This is a genomic window from Halovenus salina (genome assembly GCF_026410925.1).
Taxonomy (GTDB): Archaea; Halobacteriota; Halobacteria; order Halobacteriales; family Haloarculaceae; genus Halovenus; species Halovenus salina.
The window spans coordinates 1,542,245-1,566,048 of the sequence record NZ_CP112972.1 but is presented as its reverse complement, the minus strand read 5'-3'; the positions used below and the strand labels follow the sequence as shown (position 1 = coordinate 1,566,048).

Annotated in this window: 28 protein-coding genes; 17 read left to right on the top strand and 11 right to left on the bottom strand. The window is 60.9% G+C overall.

What is annotated here, in order from left to right; genetic code table 11:
- Positions 1–60: 60 nt before the first annotated feature.
- The 11 genes from OSC37_RS07940 (at position 61) to OSC37_RS07890 (ending at position 10,650) form a co-directional block, all read left to right on the top strand.
- Positions 61–654 (top strand): chemotaxis protein CheC, encoded by a 594-nt coding sequence (locus tag OSC37_RS07940; protein ID WP_267164049.1) that lies wholly within the window; start codon positions 61–63, stop codon positions 652–654.
- Positions 655–786: 132 nt separating this feature from the next.
- The gene (locus OSC37_RS07935) at positions 787–2,682 is read left to right on the top strand and encodes a 2-oxoacid:acceptor oxidoreductase subunit alpha (RefSeq protein ID WP_267164048.1); all 1,896 of its coding nucleotides are present in this window, start codon (positions 787–789) and stop codon (positions 2,680–2,682) included.
- 27 nt (positions 2,683–2,709) lie between these two features.
- Positions 2,710–3,642: a thiamine pyrophosphate-dependent enzyme gene (locus OSC37_RS07930; protein WP_267164047.1), complete on the top strand. Its 933-nt coding sequence runs from the start codon at positions 2,710–2,712 to the stop codon at positions 3,640–3,642.
- A gap of 104 nt (positions 3,643–3,746) precedes the next feature.
- Positions 3,747–4,175: an HTH-type transcriptional regulator LrpA1 gene (gene lrpA1, locus OSC37_RS07925; protein WP_267164046.1), complete on the top strand. Its 429-nt coding sequence runs from the start codon at positions 3,747–3,749 to the stop codon at positions 4,173–4,175.
- A gap of 77 nt (positions 4,176–4,252) precedes the next feature.
- On the top strand, positions 4,253–4,432 hold the full coding sequence (locus tag OSC37_RS07920; RefSeq protein ID WP_267164045.1) for a hypothetical protein: 180 nt from the start codon (positions 4,253–4,255) through the stop codon (positions 4,430–4,432).
- 64 nt (positions 4,433–4,496) lie between these two features.
- Complete coding sequence (locus tag OSC37_RS07915) at positions 4,497–6,008, top strand: DHH family phosphoesterase (protein WP_267164044.1); 1,512 nt, start codon at positions 4,497–4,499, stop codon at positions 6,006–6,008.
- A 45-nt stretch (positions 6,009–6,053) separates the two neighbouring features.
- Entirely contained in the window at positions 6,054–6,845 is a 792-nt protein-coding gene (locus tag OSC37_RS07910) for a CBS pair associated ParBc domain-containing protein (RefSeq protein WP_438267594.1), read from the top strand.
- A gap of 61 nt (positions 6,846–6,906) precedes the next feature.
- Positions 6,907–8,607: an acyl-CoA mutase large subunit family protein gene (locus OSC37_RS07905; RefSeq protein WP_267164042.1), complete on the top strand. Its 1,701-nt coding sequence runs from the start codon at positions 6,907–6,909 to the stop codon at positions 8,605–8,607.
- A gap of 40 nt (positions 8,608–8,647) precedes the next feature.
- The gene (locus tag OSC37_RS07900; RefSeq protein WP_267164041.1) at positions 8,648–8,872 is read left to right on the top strand and encodes a hypothetical protein; all 225 of its coding nucleotides are present in this window, start codon (positions 8,648–8,650) and stop codon (positions 8,870–8,872) included.
- 395 nt (positions 8,873–9,267) lie between these two features.
- A complete protein-coding gene (locus OSC37_RS07895; RefSeq protein WP_267164040.1) occupies positions 9,268–9,672 on the top strand; it encodes a VOC family protein in 405 nt (134 codons plus the stop codon).
- Positions 9,673–9,711: 39 nt separating this feature from the next.
- On the top strand, positions 9,712–10,650 hold the full coding sequence (locus OSC37_RS07890; protein WP_267164039.1) for a glutathione S-transferase family protein: 939 nt from the start codon (positions 9,712–9,714) through the stop codon (positions 10,648–10,650).
- Positions 10,651–10,839: 189 nt separating this feature from the next.
- Here the strand turns inward: OSC37_RS07890 and OSC37_RS18975 are convergent, their stop codons facing one another.
- On the bottom strand, positions 10,840–11,034 hold the full coding sequence (locus OSC37_RS18975) for a GNAT family N-acetyltransferase (protein ID WP_368409557.1): 195 nt from the start codon (positions 11,032–11,034) through the stop codon (positions 10,840–10,842).
- On the bottom strand, positions 11,021–11,275 hold the full coding sequence (locus OSC37_RS07885) for a hypothetical protein (RefSeq protein WP_267164038.1): 255 nt from the start codon (positions 11,273–11,275) through the stop codon (positions 11,021–11,023). Before OSC37_RS07885 ends, OSC37_RS18975 begins: the two co-directional genes overlap by 14 nt.
- A gap of 176 nt (positions 11,276–11,451) precedes the next feature.
- Between OSC37_RS07885 and OSC37_RS07880 the strand changes: the two genes are divergently transcribed.
- The gene (locus tag OSC37_RS07880; protein WP_267164037.1) at positions 11,452–11,844 is read left to right on the top strand and encodes a winged helix-turn-helix transcriptional regulator; all 393 of its coding nucleotides are present in this window, start codon (positions 11,452–11,454) and stop codon (positions 11,842–11,844) included.
- Between the two features lies 1 nt (position 11,845).
- On the opposite strand, the gene OSC37_RS07875 is transcribed toward OSC37_RS07880, so the two are convergent.
- The 3 genes from OSC37_RS07875 to OSC37_RS07865 form a co-directional block, all read right to left on the bottom strand.
- A complete protein-coding gene (locus OSC37_RS07875; protein WP_267164036.1) occupies positions 11,846–12,193 on the bottom strand; it encodes a carboxymuconolactone decarboxylase family protein in 348 nt (115 codons plus the stop codon).
- 35 nt (positions 12,194–12,228) lie between these two features.
- Positions 12,229–12,636, bottom strand: coding sequence for a DoxX family membrane protein (locus OSC37_RS07870; RefSeq protein ID WP_267164035.1), 408 nt, complete (start codon positions 12,634–12,636; stop codon positions 12,229–12,231).
- Between the two features lie 194 nt (positions 12,637–12,830).
- The gene (locus OSC37_RS07865; protein WP_267164034.1) at positions 12,831–14,156 is read right to left on the bottom strand and encodes a pyridoxal phosphate-dependent decarboxylase family protein; all 1,326 of its coding nucleotides are present in this window, start codon (positions 14,154–14,156) and stop codon (positions 12,831–12,833) included.
- Positions 14,157–14,564: 408 nt separating this feature from the next.
- On the opposite strand from OSC37_RS07865, the gene OSC37_RS07860 reads away from it, so the two are divergent.
- Complete coding sequence (locus OSC37_RS07860) at positions 14,565–14,888, top strand: DUF5783 family protein (protein WP_267164033.1); 324 nt, start codon at positions 14,565–14,567, stop codon at positions 14,886–14,888.
- Between the two features lie 62 nt (positions 14,889–14,950).
- On the top strand, positions 14,951–16,075 hold the full coding sequence (locus OSC37_RS07855; RefSeq protein WP_267164032.1) for an acyl-CoA dehydrogenase family protein: 1,125 nt from the start codon (positions 14,951–14,953) through the stop codon (positions 16,073–16,075).
- A 3-nt stretch (positions 16,076–16,078) separates the two neighbouring features.
- Here OSC37_RS07855 and OSC37_RS07850 read toward each other — a convergent pair whose 3' ends face one another.
- From OSC37_RS07850 to OSC37_RS07835, 4 genes are all read right to left on the bottom strand, one after another.
- Positions 16,079–16,318, bottom strand: a complete 240-nt coding sequence (locus tag OSC37_RS07850) for a hypothetical protein (RefSeq protein WP_267164031.1) — start codon at positions 16,316–16,318, stop codon at positions 16,079–16,081.
- 80 nt (positions 16,319–16,398) lie between these two features.
- Entirely contained in the window at positions 16,399–16,767 is a 369-nt protein-coding gene (locus OSC37_RS07845; RefSeq protein WP_267164030.1) for a DUF952 domain-containing protein, read from the bottom strand.
- Between the two features lie 156 nt (positions 16,768–16,923).
- A complete protein-coding gene (locus OSC37_RS07840; RefSeq protein ID WP_267164029.1) occupies positions 16,924–18,150 on the bottom strand; it encodes an MFS transporter in 1,227 nt (408 codons plus the stop codon).
- A gap of 77 nt (positions 18,151–18,227) precedes the next feature.
- A complete protein-coding gene (locus tag OSC37_RS07835) occupies positions 18,228–18,992 on the bottom strand; it encodes a DUF2797 domain-containing protein (RefSeq protein WP_267164028.1) in 765 nt (254 codons plus the stop codon).
- Positions 18,993–19,087: 95 nt separating this feature from the next.
- Between OSC37_RS07835 and OSC37_RS07830 the strand changes: the two genes are divergently transcribed.
- Positions 19,088–19,402 (top strand): YbjQ family protein, encoded by a 315-nt coding sequence (locus tag OSC37_RS07830; protein WP_267164027.1) that lies wholly within the window; start codon positions 19,088–19,090, stop codon positions 19,400–19,402.
- Positions 19,403–19,415: 13 nt separating this feature from the next.
- Complete coding sequence (locus OSC37_RS07825) at positions 19,416–19,877, top strand: hypothetical protein (protein WP_267164026.1); 462 nt, start codon at positions 19,416–19,418, stop codon at positions 19,875–19,877.
- On the opposite strand, the gene OSC37_RS07820 is transcribed toward OSC37_RS07825, so the two are convergent.
- The gene (locus OSC37_RS07820) at positions 19,874–20,362 is read right to left on the bottom strand and encodes a hypothetical protein (protein ID WP_267164025.1); all 489 of its coding nucleotides are present in this window, start codon (positions 20,360–20,362) and stop codon (positions 19,874–19,876) included. The genes OSC37_RS07825 and OSC37_RS07820 overlap by 4 nt on opposite strands.
- Before the next feature lie 134 nt (positions 20,363–20,496).
- On the opposite strand from OSC37_RS07820, the gene OSC37_RS07815 reads away from it, so the two are divergent.
- Positions 20,497–22,563: a S9 family peptidase gene (locus OSC37_RS07815; RefSeq protein WP_267164024.1), complete on the top strand. Its 2,067-nt coding sequence runs from the start codon at positions 20,497–20,499 to the stop codon at positions 22,561–22,563.
- A gap of 256 nt (positions 22,564–22,819) precedes the next feature.
- On the opposite strand, the gene OSC37_RS07810 is transcribed toward OSC37_RS07815, so the two are convergent.
- Positions 22,820–23,746: an NAD-dependent epimerase/dehydratase family protein gene (locus tag OSC37_RS07810; RefSeq protein ID WP_267164023.1), complete on the bottom strand. Its 927-nt coding sequence runs from the start codon at positions 23,744–23,746 to the stop codon at positions 22,820–22,822.
- Positions 23,747–23,804 lie beyond the last annotated feature (58 nt).

The following is a 23,804-nucleotide window of genomic DNA, read 5'->3' as shown; positions in this document are numbered from 1 at the left end:
GACACGTATTATATAGGCGCGGGCTCAACACCTCTGTAACGCGCACTCATGAGCTCGCTGATGATAGATATCCGAAAGCTCGGATTGTTCAACAAGATGGCAAAAGAGGGGGGTAACACCGTCGCGGACCACCTGAGCCAGATGACGGGGATGGAGACGGAGATGGAGATCACGAAGATAAACTTCATCGATATTCCGGATATCCGCGCTCACGTCGGTGACGACAAACAGATCGGCATCAGCATCGAGATGGTCGAGCGACCCTACGGGCACATTCTCTTTCTGTTCAACGCGCCGGATGCGAAGAAACTTGCTCACGGCATGATGGGTGATATGGCCGGTGCCGAGGAGTCCGAAGATGGCTTCTCTGACATGGAACGGTCGGCTATCCAGGAGATCGGCAACATCATGACCAGCGGATTCATCGACGGCTGGGCGAACGTTCTGGAGACGACAATCGACATGTCGACGCCGACGTTCACGTACGGTCCCGGCTCCAGTATGGTTAACGACCTCGTCAGCGAGCGCGACGACGAGATGGCCCTGATGTTCGACTCTCGCGTGCAGGCGCTCGAAGAAGACATCAACGTCACTGTCTACACGTTCCCGCAACTCCAGGAACTGGTCAGCCTCATGCAGGAAATCGAACCCTAATCCGTCTCTCGTCTGTCGGTCTCGCCCCATCCCTAGTAATAATTCATGTTGATTGTTACAGTGTGACAAGTATTTAGTGGAGAAGGTCGTTTGCCTAGTCATGGGAGACAGACCAGAGCCGAGGTGGTACCGATGACTGTCCACGAACTCCAGTGGCGTATCGCCGGCGGATCCGGCGACGGTATCGACTCGACGAGCCAAAACTTCGCGAAGGCGCTGATGCGCGCCGGGCTCGACGTATTCACACACCGACACTATCCCTCGCGGATTCGCGGCGGCCACACGTACGTCGAAGTCCGTGCACAGCCGGACGATGTCCGCTCGCGAGGTGACGGATTCGACTTCCTGCTCTCGCTGGGTGACAGCTTCGCGCGTAACCCCGACGACGAGGCGTACTACGGCGAGGAGGAGCTGAAGCCGCTCTACGAGCACTTCGACGACCTCAACGAGGGCGGTGTCATCGTCTACGACAGCGGCGTCATCGACGACGAGGCCGTCGAGGCAATCGACCTCTACGAGCGCGCCGAGGAGAACAACTGGCACGTCTACCCGGTCGACCTGCGCGGTATCGCCCGCGAACACGGCCGGGAAGTAATGCGAAACACGGCCGGTGTCGGCGTTAGCGCAGCACTGCTCGGTGTCGACACGAGCTACTTCGAGGAGCTGATGCGGGAAGTAATGGGCGGCGACATCGCCGAGGCAAACATCGAGACGCTCCAGGCTGCCTACGACCACGCCCAGGAGTTCGAACACACTCACGACCTCGAAGTCCCCGAGGGCGACCACGACGGCGAGCAGGCGATGGTCACCGGGAGTGACGCCATCGCCTACGGCGCACTCGACGCTGGCTGTCGGTTCATCTCGGGGTACCCGATGACCCCCTGGACCGACGTATTCACTATCATGTCCCAGAACCTGCCCCGCTTTGGCGGCATCTCCGAGCAGGTCGAGGACGAAATCGCCGCCGCCTCGCTCGCTATCGGTGCCTCACACACCGGCGTCAAGTCGATGTCCGGCTCCTCCGGCGGTGGGTTCGCACTCATGTCCGAACCCCTGGGGCTGGCAGAGATGACCGAAACACCTGTCGTGCTGGTCGAAGCGATGCGTGCCGGCCCATCGACGGGAATGCCGACGAAATCCGAGCAGGCAGACCTCGAACACGTCCTCTACACGAGCCAGGGTGACTCCTGCCGTGTCGTGTTCGCACCAGGAAACGTACAGGAGGCCTACGAGCAGACCCGGCAGGCCTTCGAGTACGCCTACGACTACCACCTGCCCGCCATCGTCGTGTACGACCAGAAGCTGAGCGGGGAGATGCGCAACGTCCCCGCGGAGTTCTTCGACCGCGAGCCCGACCCCGACCCGGGTGCGGTGCTCAGTGAGGAGGAGCTGTCAGAGGCGGCCCACGACGCCGCAGGCAAATTCGAGCGCTTTGCCTACGACGGCGACGACGTCGTCAATCCGCGCTCTGTCCCCGGCCAAGAGGGGGGACGCTTCCTCGCGACGGGCAACGAGTCCCAGGAAGTCGGTCACATCAACGAGGACCCGGACATCCGGACCGCCCAGATGGACCGACGGCTTGGAAAGCTGACTGCTATCCGCGAGGACCTCAACGAGAGCGAGGAGTCGAACCAGGCGTACCACGGCCCTGCCGACGCCGACTACGGTATCCTCGTCTGGGGAAGCCAGCAGGACACCGTCTTCGAGGCCGTCGACCGTCTCAACGACCGCGGCAGCTCTGTCAAGGCCCTGGGTGTCAGCGACATGATGCCCTACCCCGAGAGCGAGGTGACGGCATTCCTCGAGAGCGTTGAGGAGTGTCTCGTCGTCGAGATGAACGCGACCGCGCAGTTCCGTGGCCTCACCCAGAAGGAACTCGGTCGGTTCGGGCCGAAGCTGACGAGTCTGCTCAAGTACGACGGCGAACCGTTCGAGCCCCGCGAAATCGTCGAGGGGTTCGAAGCGAGTGTCGAGGAGACCGGCCTCTCCGGCAACAACATGCGGCTCGTCCCCACGGCAGGTGACTGACGTGACGGACACACGAGGTGACACACGATGACAGCATTCTCAGCAATCCACGAGGAACACGAATCGGACAAGGAAGACTTCACGCCCGGCGTCGAACCCCAGCCCACATGGTGTCCGGGCTGTGGAGACTTCGCGGTCCTGAAGGCGCTCAAGGGCGCGATGCCCGAACTCGGGCGCTCGCCCGAGGAAGTCATGCTCGTGACGGGCATCGGCTGTTCGGGCAAGCTCTCCAGTTACTTCGAGAGCTACGGCTATCACTCCATCCACGGACGTGCACTGCCGGTCGCTCGGGCCGCGAAAGTCGCCAACCCAGGTCTCGAAGTCGTCGCGGCCGGCGGCGACGGCGACGGCTACGGTATCGGCGGCAACCACTTCATGCATACCGCCCGGGAGAACCACGACATGACCTACATCGTGTTCAACAACGAGATATTCGGGCTGACCAAGGGCCAGACCTCCCCGACGAGCCCGAAGGGTCACAAATCGAAGACTCAGCCGTCCGGCAGCGCGAAAGACCCAGTCCGGCCGCTGACGCTCTCGCTTGCCTCCGGAGCGTCGTATATCGCCCGGACGGCAGCAACGAACCCGCGTCAGGCCCAGCAGATCATCGCCGAGGCTGTCGAACACGACGGCTTCGCTCACATCGACTTCCTCACCCAGTGTCCCACCTGGAATAAGGATGCAAAGGAGTACGTCCCCTACACCGACGTCCAAGAGGAGTACGACTTCGACCGCACTGACCGCCGCGAGGCCGCTGACATGATGTACGAGGCCGAGACGAAGCTGTACGAGGGTGAGGTGCTGACCGGGCGGTTCTACCGCGACGAACAGCGTCCCTCCTACGGCCAGGAGAAACGCTCGACCGGCGAGATGCCCGAGGAGCCACTGGCCGAGCGGTACTTTGAGGACGACCCTGAGTTCGAACGGGTCGCCGACCACCTTATCGACCGCCACAAGTAGACGAAATCGGCTGCTCACCCCCTCTTATTGCTGTCTCAGAGCGATTCAAGGATACTTTTCCAGTTCGGAAGATATTTTTTTGTATAGTGTAAAGCTATAACTATATGAGCGCCGAGGCGACCGAGCAGCGAATCTTATCCGTGTTGGAAGAGGACGCACAGGCGTCGTACGCCGAGATAGCCGACCGAGCGGATGTCTCGAAACCCACCGTCCGCAAGTACATCCAGAAGCTCGAAGAGGAGGGGGTTATCGTGGGCTACTCTGCCGATGTCGACCCGAAAAAACTCTCCAGCCAGTCTATCGCACTCGTCGGGGTCGATGTCGAGAGCGAACGCTACGTCGACGTGACCCGCGAGCTCAAGCAGTTCGACTCAATCGAGGCGCTGTACACCTCCAGTGGCGACCACACCCTGATGGCCGAGATCCGTGCTCCCGACGGCGACGCGTTGGGGAAGATAATCAACGAGGACATCCTCGAACTCGACGGCGTCAGTGCTGCACACCCTTCTTTCCTCCAGGAACGCCTGAAGTGACCACCCCTCTCGGTCGCTGTTTCTCGTCGAGCGTCTGTGTCCCTTGATTTATTATCGTCTGTGTACTGCAGGCAAATATGGATTCACAAACCGCAACAGCACGAACGGTCCCCGAGAGCATGAGGCTTGCAGGACTCGCAGTCGGGAGTCTGTGTGTCGTTCTCGCGGCGTACCATGCAGGCACGTCCGGAGAACCGTGGCCGCTCGCGCTTGCGACGCTCGGACTCGGCGGATTCCTGGCAGCAACGATGGATTGAGGTCTCGTCGACCGGTCTGTACCGAAACACGGGCTTTTAGAGGGAGTGTCACACAATAGCAGCTATGGTAGACCGACTGGTCCTCGGAAGCGGGACCCTTCTCCAGCGGGTGGTCGGGGCGCTTCGAGACCAGTCCGGCTCGGTCCGAGTCGTGACCGACGACGAGAGCTTGGCGACGGCGCTCCGGAACGAGGGGACCGTCGTTGAGGCACGCGACCCGGCAGACGCCAGTGCCCTCGATGGACTGTCGGCCGAGATGGTCGTCGTCATCGAAGAGACACACGCCGCGACCGTCGAGACGGTTCGCGCAGCCCGAAGGGCGTTTCCGGAGACCTATCTACTCGCCTACGCCGCCGGAGACGCGCCAACTGCAGACGAGGTGCTGCGCACGGTCGCCGACAGGGTAGCAAACCCCTACCGCCAGGCGGCGTCGTACGTGCTCGACCGCACGGGCGGGGCAGGACAGCGACTCCACCAGCTCAAGCGTGTGTTTCGGAGCATCGACCGCCTGGCGGTGGTGTCACACGACAATCCCGACCCCGACGCCATCGCGAGCGGCACCGCACTCGCCAGGCTCGCCGAGTCGGCGGGCTGTACGGCCCAGGTGTGTTATCACGGCGAGATTACCCACCAGGAGAACCGGGCATTTGTCAACGTCCTCGACCTGGAGCTGCGACAGCTCGACCCCGACGAGGGATTCGCGGAGTTCGACGGCATCGCGTTGGTCGACCACGCGCGCCCGAGCGTCAACAATCAACTCCCAGCTAACCACGATATCGATATCGTCATCGACCACCACCCGCCCCGGGCACCGGTCGACGCCCGCTTCGTCGACCTGCGAAGCGGCGTCGGCGCGACGAGTACGCTCCTAGTGGACTATCTCGACCTGTTCGGGGTCGAGGTCGACACAACCGTCGCCACTGCACTGCTGTTCGGTATCCACGTCGATACGAAGGGGTTCAGCCGCGAAGTCTCGCCGGCGGACTTCGAGGCGGCATCGGCGGTCCTGCCGGCGGCCGACCTCGGCGTTCTCGAACGCATCGAATCGCCCTCCGTGAGCGCGACGACGCTCGAAATCACCGCACGTGCCATCCAGGACCGCCGTGTCGACGGCCAGGTGTTGATGAGCTGTGTCGGCGACCTCGCCGAGCGCGACGCACTCGCCCAGGCCGCAGACCGTCTGCTCACCATCGATGACGTCACGGCGACGCTGGTCTATGGGGTCAAAGACGGGACGATATACGCCTCTGCTCGCTCCCACGGGGTCGATGTCGACATCGGCGAGACCGTCCGCGAGGCGTTCGACCAGATCGGCAGTGCAGGCGGCCACGTTGATATGGCCGGGGCACAGATTCCACTCGGCATCCTCGACGCTGTCGAGGAACAGGAGGCGTCGCTTACGGCGGTCATCGAGGACATCATCGAGGAGCGATTTCTGGATGCTATCGCGGCCACGACGACGCTTCGAACCCAGTCGGTACACGACGAGTTCGAGGGCGACCGGTATCTCGTCCAGACAGACGAACACACCATCGAGTCGGGCGCGTTCACGCGGACCAACAACGACAGCGAGTAGGGGCAGGCGAGAGGCTTTTGACGCTCCTCCCCGTCGATGTGTGTGATGACAGCGGACCGAAAACCCAGTGTCGAAGACTATATGACGCGGGACGTGGCGACAGTGTCGCCGGATACAACTGTCGGGGATGTCGCCCGGCGTATCGCCGACAGTGATGGACATAGCGGGTTCCCAGTCTGTGAGGGCCGCCACGTCGAGGGCTTTGTCGCCGCCCGCGACCTCCTGTTACATGACGACGACGAGCCGATATTCAAGATTATGACGCGTGACTTGCTTGTTGCCCACCCGGAGATGAAACTCGACGACGCCGCCCGGGTTATCCTCCGTTCGGGCATCCAGCGCCTGCCCGTTGTCGACGACGCCGGCAACCTCGTGGGCATCATCTCAAACGCCGACGTGATACGCAGCCAGATCGAGCGGGCCACCCCCGGAAAGGTCGACAAGCTCATGCAAACCCTCGAAAACATCCACGATGTCGGTGTCCGCCAGGATCGCCGCGAGGTCGACCTCACGGAGCTGACACCCACGCAAGGGAAAGTGTATGCCGACGAACTTGAAGGCCGCAAGTACGAACTCCAACGCGGCCTGGCCGAGCCGCTTGTCGTCGTCGAGACACCAACTGACTGCCTGCTCGCGGACGGCCACCACCGCGTCAAGGCCGCAAGCGACCTCGGCATCGAGACGATGGATGCCTACCTCATCGTCATCGACGAGGCCGTCGACATCGGCATGGCAAAGACCGCAGAGAAAGAGAATCTCGAAGAAGTCGCCGACATTGAGGCCGTCGACTACGCCCACCACCCGCTTGTCGAGACCACACAGCGCCTCCAGGAGTAGCAACGGTAGGGTGTGTATGTTATCCGGAATTTTCATGCGGGTGCCCCACGTACAGGGAGATATGTTCGATGAGGACGAACTCGAAACAATCCGCGAGTCGGCCGCCGACTGGGAAACAGAGCGGCGCGACCCGGTGCTTGATGCCTACGGGGAACGCCAGGACCGCTTTGCCACGGTATCGAACCTGGAGGTCGACCGCCTGTACACGCCAGATAATCTCGAAGACACCGACTTCGAGGAAGATATCGGCTTCCCGGGTGAGCCGCCGTACACGCGTGGCGTCTACCCGACGATGCACCGCGGCCGGAGTTGGACGATGCGCCAGTTCGCCGGTTTCGGCACCGCAGAAGAGACCAATGAGCGCTTTCACTACCTCATCGATGAGGGCCAGACAGGTCTCTCGACGGCCTTTGACATGCCCACGCTGATGGGCATTGACTCGGACCACAAGATGAGCCGCGGCGAGGTCGGCAAGGAGGGCGTGGCCGTCGACACACTCCGGGATATGGAGATTCTGTTCGACGGCATCGACCTCGGGGAGGTTTCGACGTCGTTCACTATCAACCCCAGCGCGGCCGTCATCTACGCCATGTACATCGCGCTGGCCGACCAGCAGGGCGTCCCACGAGAGGAGATTCGTGGCACCCTCCAGAACGATATGCTCAAGGAGTTCATCGCCCAGAAAGAGTGGGTCGTTCCCCCGGAGCCCTCGCTGCGTGTCGTCACGGATATCATCGAGTTCTCAGCCGAGAACACGCCAAAGTTCAAGCCGGTCTCCATCTCGGGGTATCACATCCGCGAGGCTGGCTCGACGGCCGTCGAGGAACTCGCCTTTACGCTCGCCGACGGGATGGCCTACGTCGAGGACTGTCTCGACCGTGGGATGGACATCGACGAGTTCGGGCCGACGCTCTCCTTTTTCTTTAACTCACACAACTCCTTCTTCGAAGAGATTGCCAAGTTCCGGGCCGCCCGCCGCATCTGGGGCCGGGTCACCGAGGAGTGGTACGACGCCGAGTCCGAGGCCGCCCGCAAGCTCAAGTTCCACACCCAGACCGCCGGTCAGTCCCTGACCGCACAACAGCCCCTGAACAACATCTCCCGCGTGACCATCCAGGCACTCGCTGCCGTCCTGGGCGGGACACAGAGCCTCCACACCAACAGCTACGACGAGGCGCTGGCACTCCCCAGCGAGGAGGCCGTCCGCGTGGCGTTGCGCACCCAGCAGATTATCGCCGAGGAGTCCGGCGCAGCCGACATCGTCGACCCGATGGGTGGCTCCTTTGCCGTCGAGTCACTCACCAACGAGGTCGAGGAGGAGGCGATGGAGTACATCGAGGAAATCAAAGAGATGGGCGACGGCTCGATGAAGGAAGGCGTCCTTCGGGGAATCCAAGACGGCTACTTCCAGCGCGAAATCCAGGAGTCGGCCTACGAGTACCAGGAACGGGTCGAACGCGGCGAGGAGACCGTCGTCGGCGTCAACAAGTACGAAATCGAGGAGGATACAGAGCCGGAACTGCTCCAGGTCGACAAAGAGACAGGGCGCCGCCAGAAAGACCGCCTCGCAAACGTCAAAGACGAACGCGACGAGGAGGCCGTCGAGGACACCCTCGATGCGCTCGAAGAGGCTGTCCGTAACGGCGACAACGTCGTCCCGCCGATTATCGACGCTGTGAAGGCCTACGCGACGATGGGCGAGATTATGGGCGTCTTCGAGGACCAGTTCGGCTCCTATCAGGAGACTCTCAGCGTCGCCTGAGGCAGCAAAGCTAATACGCGCCGGCGACAGTCTTCGAGCAATGAACGAGCGCGATGGCTTCGATATCGTCCTTGTCGTGCTAGTCGCCATTGCGCTTGCTCGTGAGTTTTTCACAGGCAGTTCCGCTCGTACTGTGACCGTCGAGAAATTCGTCGACACAGCCACCGGGATGGATCCGGTCTACTATCTCATCGTTGGTGGCGTCTTCGGTGTTCTCTTCGTGAGCTACATCACGCTCTATCTCCCACAGAAACAGGGCTCGTAGCTAGTCAACGCGGTTATGGATACCAGTGCTGGTCGCGCAGAATCGGTCAGTACAGGTGGTTTACGTACCGAGGCGGGTAGAAGATATCTGAAATTCATCAGAAAACCGGTGAAACATGCAGAGAATCTATTCAGCAAGTAAATTTTACGGTAGTAATGGAAGTTCAAGTATCGTCCTCAGAGTTCTCTCAAGGGTGTCAATCTTAGGATGAAGAACGGACCGGTACGGAAAAAGTATCCGGCGTGATCAAGTCAAAGCTATCGGGAGAATATTCGCTATTTTCCATTGGAAAACCATTTTTCTCATCGTTCTTTCGGTGGTTAGTCTAGTGTGACCTGATCAGATTCGGATTGCCTGAGCTATATGCGATAGACGGTTCTATCTCACTACGAACGATGGACGCACAACGAATTGATCACATTCACCTCCGAATTCCAGATGACGAGATCGAGCATGCAATCGAATTCTACCAGGGCCTCCTCGGATTCCCACTCGAGGGATTCGAAGAGTACGAACAGGGCGATACACCGATTTTCCACTTCCGGCTCACAGCAGATACGATCATCCACGTTAGACCGACCGACGAGTTCGTCCATCCCAAACGGGAGAACTTCGACCACCTCGCAATCATTCTGAACGAGGATATCGACGATGTCAAGCAGGAACTCGAGGATGCAGGAGTCATCATCGAACGAGAAGGGACTCCTGACGGGGCGACAGGTAAAGCCCCCGCAATCTACGTCCGAGATCCCTTCGGCTACCTCATCGAGCTCAAAGAACCCGTCTCGGAGACGGCATAGACGAATCTCAGACACAACTGCAAAACCAGATTATCACACATGGGATACCTCATCGACGGCCACTGGAAGACGACTGACGAATTGACCGAAAGCGATCAGAACCGAAGCCAAGACTCGTTCCGAGAACGCATCTCCGCCGGCTCCCGATTCCCACCAGAATCCGGGCGATATCACCTCTACATTGCCCGCGCCTGTCCATGGGCTCACGGCGCTGTCCTGGTGCGGAAACTCCTTGGCCTTGAGGATGTCATCTCAATGAATATCGTCGACCCGTATCGCGGGACTGGTGGCTGGCAATTCAGCCCCGACAAACCGGGGTGTACGTCGGATTCTCTCCACGACTCGGAGTTCCTCCACGAGGTGTACACTGCAGCTGATCCGACGTATACTGGCAGCGTCACTACGCCAGTCCTCTGGGACCGGGTCGAAGAGACGGTCGTCAACAACGAATCCATCGAGATCATGGAGATGCTTGCGACGGCCTTCGCCGACCACAGTGACGAATACGATCTGTACCCGGCCGGGAAGCGTGATCGCATCGATGCGGTTGTCGACGAGCTGTACGAACCAATTCTCCAGGGGGCGTACACCGCCGGGTTCGCAGACTCTCAGGACACCTACGAGCGGGCAGTCGAGACCATGTTCGAGGCGCTCGACCACTGGGAGGCGGTACTCGGCGACCAGCGATTCCTCGTCGGTGATTCGCTCACCATCGCCGATCTCCGACTCTTCCCTGCGCTCGTCCGGTTCGATCCAGTCTACTATACGCATTTCAAGTGTAACGTCCGGCGACTCGTCGACTATCCGAACCTGTGGGGATACACGCGCGACATCTACCAACATGACGGGGTCGCAGAGACGGTCAATGTCGACCACATCAAGAAGCACTACTACCGGAGCCACACGGATATCAACCCGACCGGGTTCGTTCCAGTCGGCCCTGATATTGATTTCACAGCCACTCACGAGCGGGAGTGACGGTGCCCGTCAACGGTCACGTAGGACAAAGATGTACGCACGGCCGGCATTTTCCCGCTGGAGTCGCGACCATTGGCCCCGACGAGCACGGTAGTCCCATCATCCGTGCAGCACCGACCTACCGACTTCGTCGGCTTCGTCGCCATCGTCTGCGGTGAGTTTGGCTTCTGACTCCATTCTCTGCCACACTCAGCTCAAATCTAGAGTATAAACGTAACTGGCTCGGTCCATTTCGACGTGGTCTTCGTAAAATCGGTGTGCCTGGTCTCTCTGTACGCCCGACGAAAGAGCGACCTTCTCACACCCTTTGTCTTCAGCCCAGTCCACAAGATACTGGAACAGTTGTTTCCCAAAGCCTTTCGAGCGGTGGTCAGCGTCGGTCACCAACCTCGAACACCCAAAGGTGCCGCCCGTAGTACATGTTGGTCAAAATATCGACACCCGCGAGAGCGGCAAGTTCGTCTCCCGAGAACAGCCCGAACAGTCGATATCCGTCAGCACTCATCTGTTCGAGGTAGTCCAGGTACTGGTTTTCGTCCAGGTGCGTCCGCAGTTGTTTCATCAACGGAAATGCGTCTATCCACTCAGCCTGTGACTCCAACTCGCGGATTGTAACGTCACTCATGAACAGGCCAACGAAGGAACTGTAATAGAGTTTTTCCGTTGGCGAATTACTCCTCTTCAGGCCCATCAGATAGCTGTTCTCCGTTTTGACTCGACAGCTACTGCTCAGCAGTATCGACAATTTTTGGCAGAGTTCGCAAGACAAACACTAACACCTGGGACTGCGTATGCGCTGATATGGTTCCAGCGCCCGACGAGGAGATCGACGAGAATCTCCGCGAGGTCCGAGAACTCACGCCGGACGCGTGTGCAGGCGTCCAGTCACTCGATCAGTTCGGTACCAAGTGGCGACTTCGGATTCTCTACAACCTGTTCGATGGCGACCACCGATTCAACGAACTGAAGCGAGCATCTGGCGCGAGTTCGTACACGCTCTCGCGCGTCCTCGAATCACTCGAAGAGGATGGGATTGTCGACCGCAATGTCGAGGAAGGCCCACCCGTCGAGACGCACTACAGTCTGACCGAGAAGGGAGCGGCACTCGAGCCAGTATTCGACGCAATCGACGAGTGGAATGCAGAGTGGGTTGACGAAACGGCCAACCAATCCACTGAGACGCCTGACGTTTAGTCTACTCCTCAAGGGCGTGGGCGGCAACTGCGAGTTTTCCGAGGCCACTTTGATTGGCGATGACTTTCACCGTCTCGACGAGTTCCTGCTCGGAAACGCCCTGTGACCGGGCGACTGCAGCGAGGTCTTTCACGCCGGTCGTGTTTCCGTCGGCTGCATCGAGTGCCAGTGTGATGAGCGTCTTCGTCTGTGCGGAGAGCGTCTTGTCACTCCCGGCGTTCCGTGCGATTGCAGCCACGTAGTCTGCGAAGTCCGGGTCGTGCGCACGAAGTTTCGTCAGGAACTCCGGTTCAGCGTCGGTGTCTGCGAACAATCCAGCGAATGGCTCTGTTGAGTCGTCTGTAGTCATATGAATCGAGTGGAGTGGTGTAGTACTGATTGCGGTTACAGGGTGTATGGCCACGGTGCGGTCCCGAGTGCGAGCACGATAACAGCGCTCCCGAGCAACGCGAGGTTGACCAGGAATTGCGTCTTCTCCTGGCTTCGCTCGTCTGGGTCGTCGATACGCCAGAAGGCGTGCATCGCGGGCGTGACTCCGACAAAGAATGCGATGACTCCGATGCTCGCGACCATCGGGTAGATGCCGAGGAGGATCCCGAGTCCGCCGAGAATCAGCATCACGAACGACACTGGAACGGCGATACCAGCAATGGGGACGCCCATTGAGCGAGCGTATTCGATTTTGTTCCCGGCATCGAGCATGTTACTGATCCCCAGGTATGCAAGGACACCACCGAGCAACACTCGACCAACGAGGAAGAACTCGGCAGTCGGGGAGGTCTCGACCACCATCAGTTCAGCACCTCGGGTGGGCTATCTGTTCCGATTCGGTTGGAAATTGTGTTCATCACGACATCCGATTGTTTGTCCGATGAGGATATATAATTTATCTTATATGAATGTGACCAGGTTTGCCGTAAATAACCACCTTGAGTTTGGGTTATCGAATCAGAGGGAGTACCGAGAGTACAATAGCGTACTTCCAGTCAGCCCTGTTCTGCATTCAAGAAACCGTCAATCCCACCGAACAGCCGCTGAAGGGTCTCCTCTCCGGTGAATGGGTTGAGGAGGACAACTCGCAGCCATCTATTGTCACGATAGGTGGGTAACGAGACGAAGATGTCGTGTTCAGAGAGCAACGTCTGTTGGAGTCGGTTATTCAGGTCGTCCTGTTTCTCTGAGGGACACCACTCTGGTACCGCCCGGAAACAGATGATATTCATTTCCGGCCTGCTGGCGAGTTCCAGCGCGTCGTGTTTGACAACGCGGTCACGAATCAGAGCGGTCAATCGGTAGCTTTCGTCGATTAGTTGTTCGAGTCCGTCGCGACCGAGATGTTGAAAGGTAAGCCAGAGCTTCAGGATATCTGCTCGTCTGGTACCCTGAACACTCAGCTCGCCGAGATTCGGAATCGCATCGTTGCCGCGCATATATGGAGCCCCAATCCGGAAATCTTCCTGTAAGATGTCTTCGTCGGCGAACAGAGCCATTGCACAGGTCTTGGCGACATAACACCATTTCTGAGGGTTGAACGTCACTGAATCGGCAGACTCGATTCCATCGAGCCGCCCGCATTCGGCCTCCGAGAACACGAGCGCCCCGCCATAGGCCGCGTCAACGTGGAACCACAGGTCGTGTTCGTCGGCGACATCTCGGATAGCTGGGAGTGGATCGATATTCCCCGTCGTCGTCGTCCCGGCTGTCGCAATGACACAAAAGGGTGCTCGATCTTCTCGTTCAGCCTTCTCGATTGCCTGCTCCAGCGCATTGGGGTCCATTCGAGAGTTGTCGTCCGTCTCGATAGGGATGACAGCGTCAGTACCGAGTCCGACCAACATAGCGGCCTTCTGCAGCGACGTGTGTGCCACCTCCGATGCGAACAACACTGGTTTGCGACCTACACCAACGAGGCCTTCTTTGTGAACGTTGAACGCTTGGTTACGGGCGACCGTGAGTGCGTGGAGATTTGCCAAACTGCCACCGCTACAAAGTACGCCGCCAGCGTCAGGCCCGAGGCCGAATTCGTCAGCAATTTTCTCGGTCAATCGAACCTCAAGTTCAGAAAACACTGGAGACATTTCCACGCTCAGCATATTGTTGTTGACTGCCGATGCCACGAGGTCGCCCAACACGGAGACCGTCGTCGGTATCGTATCCATATGACCGATGTACCCGGGATAGGCAGGATTCATCGATCCCCGAACTATTGTCTCTATATCGTCCAGTAGATCACTCTGGGACCGCGAAGAGTCTGGAATCGCACCCGATGGAGCCGATGAATTCTCCGGTAACGGTGACCGGTCGTTTGCCACTCGAGTTGCCCTATGAGTTGATCGAGGACTCCCTCAGCAAGGTCCCGAACAGCCGCAGCGTTGCCCCCGTCCGGGTCAATAAACCCCGCTTGAGGCGTATTGGATTGATTCATATGTAGGCTTGATTCGCAGTGAGTTTGAATGTATGGCACATCGGGCCGACAAGATCGAGTCACTATGATACCTGCGTATTAGGGAGATAAGCTAGCAAAACTGAGTCGGTTGCCGTGCAAGATACGCGCACTCCATCTTGCATACCAGATCCAATATCATTTCAATCAAGTAGTTTCGGCAGCGGTCAGTCCCCACGCCAATCGAGCAGATGGTTCAGCGACAGCCGCGGAACCGTCACGTAATACGTTCGCCCAAACGGCAGGAATTTGAACGTCGGTCCGCTATCCTCTCCCGATGACCGATTTCGACCCCGAGAAATTCGAGGACAAGTACGCGAACTACTTCACCGAACTCCAGCGGGCCTACAAGCAGGCCTTCGAGACGATGAACGACGCTTACGACTCGGAACTAATCCACGCCATCGACCAGGGAATTCTCGCCGAGAGCGAGCCCTTCTACGAGGGAGAGGGGCAGTTCCGTATCGAACTGCCCGAGGACCCAGCCGGTCGACTCCAGGGCGTCGTCGTCGACGAGGAGAAACTCGACACCACCCTCGACCGGTACGTCGAGGAAATCGAGGGCGAACTCAGGGACGTCTTCGGCCTTGACGAGGACTGACACAAGGACGGCAGTGAGCGACAAGTAACAGCGTTTACTACCCGGGCGTCCTACTCTCAACTATGGAACTGACAGCCGAACAGGAGATGATTCAGGAGACGATTCGCGACTTCGTCGCGGCGGAGGTCGCCGATGTGGTCGACGAGGCTGACGAGACCCAAACCTTCCCCGAGGGCGTCTGGGACGAACTCGCGAAACTCGGCTTCGCCGGGCTGACCGTCCCCGAGGAGTACGACGGCTTCGACGCCGACGAGGTCACCTACAGCATCATCAACGAAGAACTCGCCCGTGGGCATCTCTCGCTCGCGACCGCGCTCTCGGTCCATTGTCTCGCCACCTCCTGTATCGCGGAGTTTGGCTCCGAGGAACACAGAGAGGAATGGCTGCCCGAGATGAACGAGGGACGCCCTGTCGGGGCCTTTGCGCTCTCGGAGCCCCACGCCGGCTCGAACCCCGCCGCGATGACGACCGAGGCCCGTCACGAGGGGGACGAGTACGTCATCGACGGAAAAAAACAGTGGATAACCAACGGAACCCGCGCCGGCGTCGTCATCCTCTTTGCCAAGACCGACCGCGACGACCCCGACACGGTGACGCAGTTTCTGGTTCCGATGGATACAGAGGGCGTCGAGGTCGGCAAAAAGGAGGACAAGCTGGGACTCCGGGCCAGCGACACGACGACGCTCATCTTCGACGACGCCCGCATCCCCGAGGAGTACCGCCTGACTGAGGTTGGGCGGGGACTAAAGGCCGCGTTCTCGATTCTCACCGGCGGCCGCATCGCCATCGCCAGCCAGGCCGTCGGCCTCGCACAGGCGGCCCTCGACGACTCCGTCGAGTACGCCCACGAGCGCGAGCAGTTCGGCACACAGATTGCCGACCACCAAGCTATCGCCCACAAGCTCGCCGACATGCAGACGAACGTCCAGGCTGCCCGCCTGCTCACCCGGGACGCCGCCCGCCAGAACGAAGACGGCATCGCTGCCCAGGCCGCCTCAATGGCGAAGTATTTCGCCAGCGAGACCGCCGTCGACGTGGCCGAGGAGGCCGTCCAGATACACGGCGGCTACGGCTTCACCAAGGACTTCGACGTGGAACGCTACTACCGCGACGCCAAGATTACGACCATCTACGAGGGAACCTCGGAAATCCAGAAGGACATCATCGCCCGCCACATGGGCGAGTGACCGTCACCGCTCGGGCACCCGCTGAGGGCCGGGATATCTCGGCTCGCGCTTCTGGAGGTAGTAGGCGAACACGGCGACGGCACCGAGTAGTGGCGGCACGAAGAAACCGACGAAGAAGCCGACGGCCCACATGTCTGCCGTGCCCATCTTTCGTTTTGTCGCGTCCTGATATATCCAGACCGCGCCGAGTGCCGCGAGCAGGAGGGCGAACGGACCGGAGACCGAGATAGCGAACCCGACCATACCGGCTGTTCGACCCGCGCTGACAAATAGGTTCGTCGGCGACTGGGTGATAGCGGGAGTTCAGTCTGTCTGTGACGCGCTCATTCCGATTCGGGAGAAGTGAACCGCTCGTTCAGTAGCTGTTCCGGAAGGCGGAACCCGGTTTCATCCTGTTCGAACGGGAACGTCTCGACGACCGCATCCAGAGAGAGGGGCCCATAGACGTGTGGGAACGCGCTTTCGCCGTCTTCGCTCTCGTATCGAACCGGTAGGTTGAGGCGCGACTCGTCCAGTAACGCAAGCACCAGCTCGTCTTCGTCGGCGTGGTTGTAGTCGGCGACGAGCCCAATCTGACCGAGTTTCGAACAGTGAACGAACCCCTCCTCGTCGAGTGAACGTGGGCGGTGCTCGCCTTGCTCGCTGAACGTCTCCCAGTCCGCTCGTGAGAGGGCGTGAACAATGTAGCTCATACAGACTCTGTTACGAGCCGATTGAAGAATGTGGCGGAGGCTACCAGTTCGTGGCCCGACTGTTGTCGACTCTCTCTCGACAGTCCACCAGGGCCGTATCACGAACGCGGCGACGGGCAGCTCTGCCACACGCGCTCGTCGCCACTCACGCTGAAGCTATCGATACCGGGCCCAGAGAACGGCCGCCAGGCCGGCTCCGACGAGCGCGAACGCAGACAGCACACTGAAAAAGACCGCAAGCTCGAACGAACCAAGCAGGAACCCCCCGACTGCAATCGAGGCCGAGCCGAAGCCGAACTCGCCGAGGTAGGTGTAGCCATAGGATAGTCCCCGACCGTCCGGCGGTGTGTAGACGGCGACGGCCTCCTGGTAGAAGGGCTGAATGGCGAACAGGAAAAAGCCGATGACGCCACACAACACCACAAGCGGCCCAAGGCCAAGCTCCGAAACTGGGACAAAGACGAGTGCGAGCACTGCGAGCACCGCGAAGATACCGACGATGCCACGCTCGGGACGGACGCTGTCGGTGGCTTTCCCGCCGGCGTACTGGCCTCCCATGCCGACGACAAGCAGACCGACGTAGATGTAGTCGCCGGGCTCGATGCCTTCGAGCGCAGGGCCGGGGTCGAAGTCGACGAGCACGGGCAGGTCCTGGAGAATCTCGGGGAGGTACGTCAACATGCCGCGGTAGAACAGCCCCTCGAAGGAGACGATAAGGAAGACGACAGCAAAGGCACTGGCAAACAGCGCCCGCGAGCTGGCGAGGATATCCGCCAGCGAGGACGGCGTCTCCTCGGTCTCCTCGTCGAGTTCGTCGGCCGCGGCGATGGGGTCGAAATCCGCAGAGAGGCCGTAGGCGGCCGCTAAAAGGCCCGGAATCGCCAGCCCGGCAGCGACGAGTTCCCAGTCGTAGAAGATGAGCAGCGTCGCTGCAACAAAGGGTCCCAGCGCGATACCGATGTTGCCGGCGATGCCGTGGTAGGCAAAGACCGTCCCGCGCTCGCTGACGCCCGTCGAGATGAGCGAGAGACCGGCGGGGTGGTAGACGCTTGCGGCGACCCCCCAGAGCACGAGCCCGCCGCCGATGGCGTAGATCGAGTTCGCGAGCGCCAACAGGAGGAAGGCACCGCTCATGCCGGCCAGACAGAGGACGATGAGTCGTTTTGTGCCGTACCGGTCTGCGAGCACACCCCCCGGAAGCGCACCGAGGCCAAAAGGCGCGTACCCGAGCGCCACAATAATTCCAAACAGGCCAACAGCAACGTCGAACTCAGCGAGCCAGACGACCAGAAAGATGGGAATCGAGGTCTCGAACCAGTGAACAAGCGCGTGACCGGTCATCGTGAACCCCGCAATCGCCCTGTCGTTGGCGTTCAGACTCATCGGAGTTGTGCTGTGGTTCTCCCCGACGTACTTAGCCTCTCCTGTTTCGGCAGATTCGGGTCACGCAATTGAAACGATTACCGGAAGGCGGCGAAACTCGACTGGAGGGACCGCTCCGGCTGGCCGGCTGTGAGTTCATAGCCCACGAGGTCACGAAGGTCGACAGCGTAGGTGCTTCCGTTGTATTCGAGCACGAGCACCCGACCCTGGGTCCCGCGGACGGTCCCGCTGGCTATCGTCTCGGCGACTGGCCGTTCGTCGAGGTCAAGTCCGTACTCGAACGAGAACGTCTCCACGGGGTCGAAGTCGGCGAGCAGTCCCGTCCACGCCTCGTCGTCGACAGTCTTGTGTAGCCCCTGTATCTTCGTCGGCACGCGGACCCGGTCGCCGACTTCGGCGGCAATCTCGGCCTCGATTTGTCTGGCGACCTTGCCGTTCGAGACTGTCCGGAGGTGGGCGGCCCGATCTGCGCCCTGCTCGCGCAGACGGGTATCGAGTCGCCACGACCGGGTGACGCCGACTTTGAACGTCGCGGGAGCGAAGGCCGCGAGATAGAGTGCGTGCTCCTCGTGACAGCTTTCCAGTGGCATCCCGCAGTCGCCAGTACACCGCGCACACGCCCACCGCGAGGTGTGACGGTCACAGTAGGGGGCAGATTCGACCGGGCAGGCGGTGTGGACGCCGCTCTCGACGGTCCCGGCACAGTGGCGCTCACCGAGGCGGTAAGCGAGTTCGGTCCCGGAGGCGAGTGATTCTCGGGAGACGGTGCCGTCGCTCGCGAGCAACAGGGCGGCCGCATCCGTATCTCCGGCCGGCGCCGCCTCGTAGCCGACGACTTGCACGTTCGATCGTATCGCGTCCTGGCACATAGGTCAATCGTTGCTCGGCCTGAAACCCGGCAGACACTTTTGTAGGGGTGTACCGCCTATGAATTGGTATGCACGTGGTAAACACCGATTCGATTCCAGGCGAAGAAATCGAAGAGACACTCGGCATCGCCCGGGGCAACACCGTCGAGGCCCGCAACGTCGGCCGCGACATCACTCAGAGCATCAGAAACCTCACCGGCGGCGAACTCAAAGCCTACTCCGAACTGCTGACCAAAGCCCGCGAGGAGGCGCTCGACCGGATGGTGACCGACGCCGAGTCGATGGGCGCAGACGCGGTTGTCAACGTTCGGCTCGAAAGCTCGGAGATATCCAGCGGTGGCTCCGAAGTGCTCGCCTACGGGACCGCGGTCAGGCTGGCGTAATCCGCAGGCTTGGATGGTCGAACAGCACGACCCTGCGCACGCGGGAGTCAAAGCCGGCCGCGTCGTCGGCCTGTTGACCGCGATACTCGTCGTCGTGAGTCTGTTTCGCGTCCAAGAGCCGTTTGTCGGTCGACTCGTCTCGCTCGTCGAACTGCTCGGCGTCGACCCAGGCCCCTCGGTGACGATTTACTTCTATCTCTACGTCGGCGGGGCAGCGGTCGGCCGGTATGCGCTCTGTTATGTCGTCGGGTCGCTCATCGGCGTCGTCTACGACTGGCTCGACGAGCCGTCGGTCGCGGTTCTTGTCGGTATCGCGTTGCTGGCTGGCCTCGTCGACGGGGTCGTCGCGGCCGGCGACACCCGAAGTCTCCTCATCGGCCTCGGCTACGTCTTCGCCTGGCTCTGTTACGTTCCTGCCTTCCTCTGGCTGTTCGAGGACGGCGACCGGGGAGTCCGACGGTTCGAGGACCGCTAGTTCTCGAAGTCGTCTTCGAGCTCGGCGAAGTCCTCGATTGCCCGAATCGTCAGAAACTCGTCGGTCCAGCGCTCGCTGAAAAAGACGACAATCTTCTCGTCGCCGGGGTCGGCGATGTCGAGCTCCTCGGCGGCCCCAACCGTCGACCGGTCGCTCGGACCGGTCGCCTCGAACTGGAACTCCAGCCTGTATGTCCCGGCGGTCGTCAGCACGTCCTCGTAGATAACCGACGGCTCGCCGTCTTTATCGCCTGACTCGGGCGCGAGGTTCACCGCCTCGTCGAGGACCACGTCACTGTCGGGATCTCCTAGTTCGAGCGGCCCCGTGAGTTGGTCCTTCGAGAGGTTGAACAGGTTCACGTCGCCGACCGCGTAATCTGCGATGAACTCACTGAGTCGGGTACAGCCCGCAAGTGTCCCGACGAGCACCCCCGCTCCGGCCCCGAGAAGCCGTCGGCGGCTGAGGGCTGTGTGAGGTGGTGCCATCATGTGACGGTTTCGCCTGGAGATACAAGTACGCCCGGGCCAGTTGCTGTGCCGGAAACTCGCCTGGAAGCTGTGACACCGCCGACACCTCCGTAACCGAAACCGGCTTTGGAACAGGAGAACACACCGATTGCATGGAGCGAATCGAGGCGGTCGATTTCCACGATATCGTGCAGATAGAGGAGCCACGAGTCTCCCCCGACGGGGAGTCGGTTGCCTTCGTCCGAAAGGTTCCCGACAACGAGGAGTCCTACGCCGCCACGGTCTACGTCGTCTCGACTGGCGGCGACGACATCCGGCGGTTCACCGTCAAGGAGGGTGTCGACAGCCAGCCCCGCTGGAGTCCGAGCGGGGACCGACTCGCCTTCGTCTCGACGCGGGGCGCGAGCGACGACCGCCCACAGCTGTGGGTGCTCCCCACGGCCGGCGGCGAGGCCCGACAGGTCACGAACGTCGTCGGCGGTGTTGGTGACATCGCGTGGTCGCCCGACGGCTCGACGATTGCGTTCGTCCAGAGCGTAAGCGCGGCCGACCGCGAGAACGAGCGCGACATCGACCTTCCCGAGGAGTTCGAACCCGAAACGCCGGACCCCCGGGTCATCGACCGGACGGTCTATCGCTCGATGGAGCGGTACGTCGACGGCAAGCGCAGTCACGTCTACACCGTCGAACTCGGGGGGAACCGGCCTGACGAGGACGACGATATCACGCGGCTCACCGACGGCGATGCCGACTACGCGAGTCCGTCCTGGGGCGAGGAGGAGACGCTGTACTACACGAAAAGTGTCGGCGACGACCCCGACGACTCCGAGGCCTACGAGATTATCGAACACGACCTCGACGCCGGGGGGAGCGAGACCGTCCACACGACGACGGGCTGGGGACAGGCTCTGGCCGCGACGAGCGACGGCCGTGTCGCCTTCCTCTACAACGACGACGACCAGTCGACGCTTCGCCAGGTCGAGCTGAAAGTCCTCGACAGCGAGGACGGAACGGTCTTCCATCCGACCGCAGACCTCGACCGAACTCTCGGGTACGCCGCCGCGCCACAGTGGGGACCCGACGAACAGCAGCTGTTCTTTACCACGCCTGACGAGGGAGCCGGAGCGCTGTGGTCCGTCGCGTACGACGAGACCGAGGCCAAGCGCGTGCTCCGGGAGGACTGGAGTAGCCTCGACGCGGCCCATGTCGGCGAGGACCTTCTGGCCGTCGTCCGCAGTGAGTGGGACCACCCCGGCGACCTCTTCGTCTCGACGCTGGGCGGAGCTGAGGAACACCGGCTGACGCGAATCAACGCCGACCTGCTCGACGACCGGGCGGTCTGCCGGCCGGAGGAACTGTCCTACTCGAACGAGGGCGTCGACCTCCAGGGGTGGCTGCTCACGCCGCCGGATTTCGACCCCGAAGAGAGCTATCCCCTTGCCGTCGAGGTCCACGGTGGCCCCCACGCGATGTGGACCACGAGCGGGACGATGTTTCACGAGTTCCAGACGCTTGCCGCACGCGGATACGTCGTCTTCTGGTCGAACCCTCGGGGGTCGGCGGGCTATGGCGAAGAGTTCATGGCTGCAATCGAGCGCGACTGGGGTTCGGTGACGATGAGTGACGTGACTGCCGGCATCGAGGCGGCAACCGACCGTGACTACGTTGACGACGACCAGGTCTTCCTGACCGGCGGCAGCTTCGGCGGCTACATGACCGCCTGGATGGTCGGCCACACCGACCGCTTCGAGGCGGCAGTCTCTCAACGTGGTGTCTACGATCTGACTGGGTTCTATGGCTCGACCGATGGCGCGTACTCGCTGGTCGAGGGTGACTTCGATACGACGCCGTGGGACGAACCCGAGTTCCTCTGGGAGCAGTCCCCGACCGGCCACGCAGACCAGGTCGAGACGCCGACGCTGGTCCTCCACAGCGACGACGACTACCGCACGCCAGCCTGTTCGGCGGAGCTGTTCTATCGCATCCTCCGTAAACACGATGTCGACACGCGCTTTGTCAGATACCCAGACGAGGGACACGAACTCTCCCGCAGCGGCCAGCCCGGCCACATCGTCGACCGCATCGAGCGCATCGTCAGGTGGTTCGACGGCTACTCCGAGTATCACGACACGCCGCGGGCGCTCGACCGCGAGGAAGATGCCGGTCTCGCTGCTGGTGACGACGATGCAGATGAGAAGTCGGCTGCAGACGACGAGTAGATAGTTCGGGAACGCTGGGTGCTAGTTGTACTCCTCGTTTTGTTGCACTTCTGTCTCACACACCGGACAGCGACTGTTGACTCGCCTGTTGAACGTCCGTCCGCAGTCGGAGCATTCCTGAAGTCGCCCCTCTACGCCATTCATGTTTGCATTACAGTATTCCGGGCGTATGTTAAAAGTTATCATCTGTATTGACAGGAATATACTACCACGGACACTCCCTCAAACAGCGGACGAGACTGCCGACTACTAACAGCTACAGTTCGGTACTGAGTTCGCGCGTCGCCTGCCGGACGGCGTCGTCACTGGACTGTGCGGGCTCCCAGCCCAGCCCAGCCAGCTTCTCGACGGAAAGACGCATCCGCGGTACGTCGCCAGTCCAGCCGCGGTCGCCGCCAGTGTGCTCGTAGGTCGGGTTGACGCCGAGTTCTTCGGCCACGATGTCGGCGATTCGGTCGACCGAGGTGGTGGTCCGCGTCCCGAGGTTGAAGACGTTCAAGTCGTCGGCGGCGTTCTCGACGGCGAAACTGATGGCGTCGAGACACTCGCTGATATGCATGTAGGATTTCTCCTGTCGGCCATCGCCGAGGATAACAAGTCGCTCGGGGTCTTCGCGGAGCTTCTCGATGAAATCGGAGACAACCGCACCACGGAGCCGCGGGCCGACGATGTTCGCGAACCGGAACACCCAGGCCTGGATCCCGTGGCTGTGGGCGTACGTCGAGATAATGCTCTCCTCGGCCAGCTTGGCCGCGCCGTACGCGCTGATTGGCTCCAGTGGGGCGAAGTCTTCCGGCGTCGGCCGCGGTGCCTCGCCGTAGACCGTCGAGGAGGAGGTGAACACGAGATTGTCGACGCCGACCTCCTCCATCCGTTCGAGGAGGTTGTAGGTCATCGCCTGGTTGTCCTCGAACTGTGCCCGCGGGCGCTCGGTGTTGACGGCCTTCGCTGCGGCGAGATGGAACACGCCGTCGACGTCGGCCGTAATCGCTTCCGCAGCAACGTCCGAATCAGTCAGGTCGCCGTCGAGGACCGTCGCTTCGGGTGGAACCGCCTCCCGGCTTCCGTTTGAGTAGTCGTCGACGACGAGCACGTCGTTCGTCTCGGCCAGTCGCTCGACGAGGTGTGAGCCGACAAAGCCGGCTCCGCCGGTGACAACGAGTCGCTTGTCGCTGAGGTCCATACGCGCACCTGTAAGCGACCGATAAAGTGTCTTCTGCCATACGGCGCTGCTCGCCTGG